Below are 1,911 nucleotides of genomic sequence, written 5' to 3'. Positions count from 1 at the left end.
TATATGGGCTATCCGAAAGCGCGTTGCTATACCAACGCGCTTTCGGATAGCCCATATAGCCGTAATAGCTGTTCGCCAGCAGTTTGATCGCGCGCTGGCGATAATCCAGCATTTTTTTTTCGATCGGATCGATGGTGCTTTTCATTTTCTTTTTGATATCCTGGCGCATCGCAATCAGATCACCCAGAATGCTCGGGATAAAGCCCGGAAAATCTTTGCAGAAGCGATAGCCCACAATCGGCGCAACATCATAGTTTTTGCAGCCTTCTTTTTCCAGGGTATCCGGGCTAACGTTATGGATCACGATAATGCTCGGATACAGGCTACGGAAATCCAGGTAGATGATGTTTTCCCACAGGCCTTTTTCCGGTTCTTTCACATAGCCGCCCAGATAGGTGGTACGCAGACGACGTTTGTATTCTTCTTCGTCCGGTTTGTTCGGCGCCAGTTCATTACGCGCATACGCAACGCGCAGCAGGTACCATTCCACCAGATTACCGGTGCTGCTACGGCTAACATCCCACACGCTCTGACCAATCAGTTTCGCCAGTTCCGCTTCCATCGGGAAAAATTCTTTACCCAGTTCATAGGTCGCACGCGCATCTTCCATGCTATACTGCGCCAGTTTTTTCATGCTCTCTTCGGTTTCCCAAATCGCCGCAATTTCTTCCGCGCCCAGTTTGCTTTTGGTTTTGCCCAGAACCGCTTCATACACCGCTTCCAGGGTATAGGTCGGCAGGTTAATGGTACGACGCACCACCAGAAACAGATCAAAGTGGATGCGGCCTTTGATTTCCACCGCAAAGCTATCGCCCTCTAGACATTCAGGTCGAGGTGGCCCGGCTCCATGCACCGCGACGCAACGCGGGGAGGCAGACAAGGTATAGGGCGGCGCCTACAATCCATGCCAACCCGTTCCATGTGCTCGCCGAGGCGGCATAAATCGCCGTGACGATCAGCGGTCCAATGATCGAAGTTAGGCTGGTAAGAGCCGCGAGCGATCCTTGAAGCTGTCCCTGATGGTCGTCATCTACCTGCCTGGACAGCATGGCCTGCAACGCGGGCATCCCAATGCCGCCGGAAGCGAGAAGAATCATAATGGGGAAGGCCATCCAGCCTCGCGTCGCGAACGCCAGCAAGACGTAGCCCAGCGCGTCGGCCGCCATGCCGGCGATAATGGCCTGCTTCTCGCCGAAACGTTTGGTGGCGGGACCAGTGACGAAGGCTTGAGCGAGGGCGTGCAAGATTCCGAATACCGCAAGCGACAGGCCGATCATCGTCGCGCTCCAGCGAAAGCGGTCCTCGCCGAAAATGACCCAGAGCGCTGCCGGCACCTGTCCTACGAGTTGCATGATAAAGAAGACAGTCATAAGTGCGGCGACAATAGTCATGCCCCGCGCCCACCGGAAGGAGCTTCTAGAGTTGAAGGCTCTCAAGGGCATCGGTCGACGCTCTCCCTTATGCGACTCCTGCATTAGGAAGCAGCCCAGTAGTAGGTTGAGGCCGTTGAGCACCGCCGCCGCAAGGAATGGTGCATGCAAGGAGATGGCGCCCAACAGTCCCCCGGCCACGGGGCCTGCCACCATACCCACGCCGAAACAAGCGCTCATGAGCCCGAAGTGGCGAGCCCGATCTTCCCCATCGGTGATGTCGGCGATATAGGCGCCAGCAACCGCACCTGTGGCGCCGGTGATGCCGGCCACGATGCGTCCGGCGTAGAGGATCCACAGGACGGGTGTGGTCGCCATGATCGCGTAGTCGATAGTGGCTCCAAGTAGCGAAGCGAGCAGGACTGGGCGGCGGCCAAAGCGGTCGGACAGTGCTCCGAGAACGGGTGCGCATAGAAATTGCATCAACGCATATAGCGCTAGCAGCACGCCATAGTGACTGGCGATGCTGTCGGAATGGACG

The 1,911-nt window shown here is 56.7% G+C and carries 1 protein-coding gene and 1 pseudogene; both read right to left on the bottom strand.

Going from position 1 to position 1,911, the window contains the following annotated elements:
- Positions 1–814, bottom strand: a pseudogene (locus C4N23_RS13645) (DNA polymerase domain-containing protein); the annotation flags it as partial.
- A 10-nt stretch (positions 815–824) separates the two neighbouring features.
- On the bottom strand, positions 825–1,911 hold a 1,087-nt coding region (gene tet, locus C4N23_RS13640), incomplete at its 5' end, for a Tet(A)/Tet(B)/Tet(C) family tetracycline efflux MFS transporter (RefSeq protein ID WP_112146677.1).

Source organism: Faecalibacterium hattorii, assembly GCF_003287455.1.
GTDB lineage: Bacteria > Bacillota > Clostridia > Oscillospirales > Ruminococcaceae > Faecalibacterium > Faecalibacterium hattorii.
Note: the sequence above shows the minus strand (reverse complement) of the source record. Positions and strands in the feature narration are given on the sequence as shown.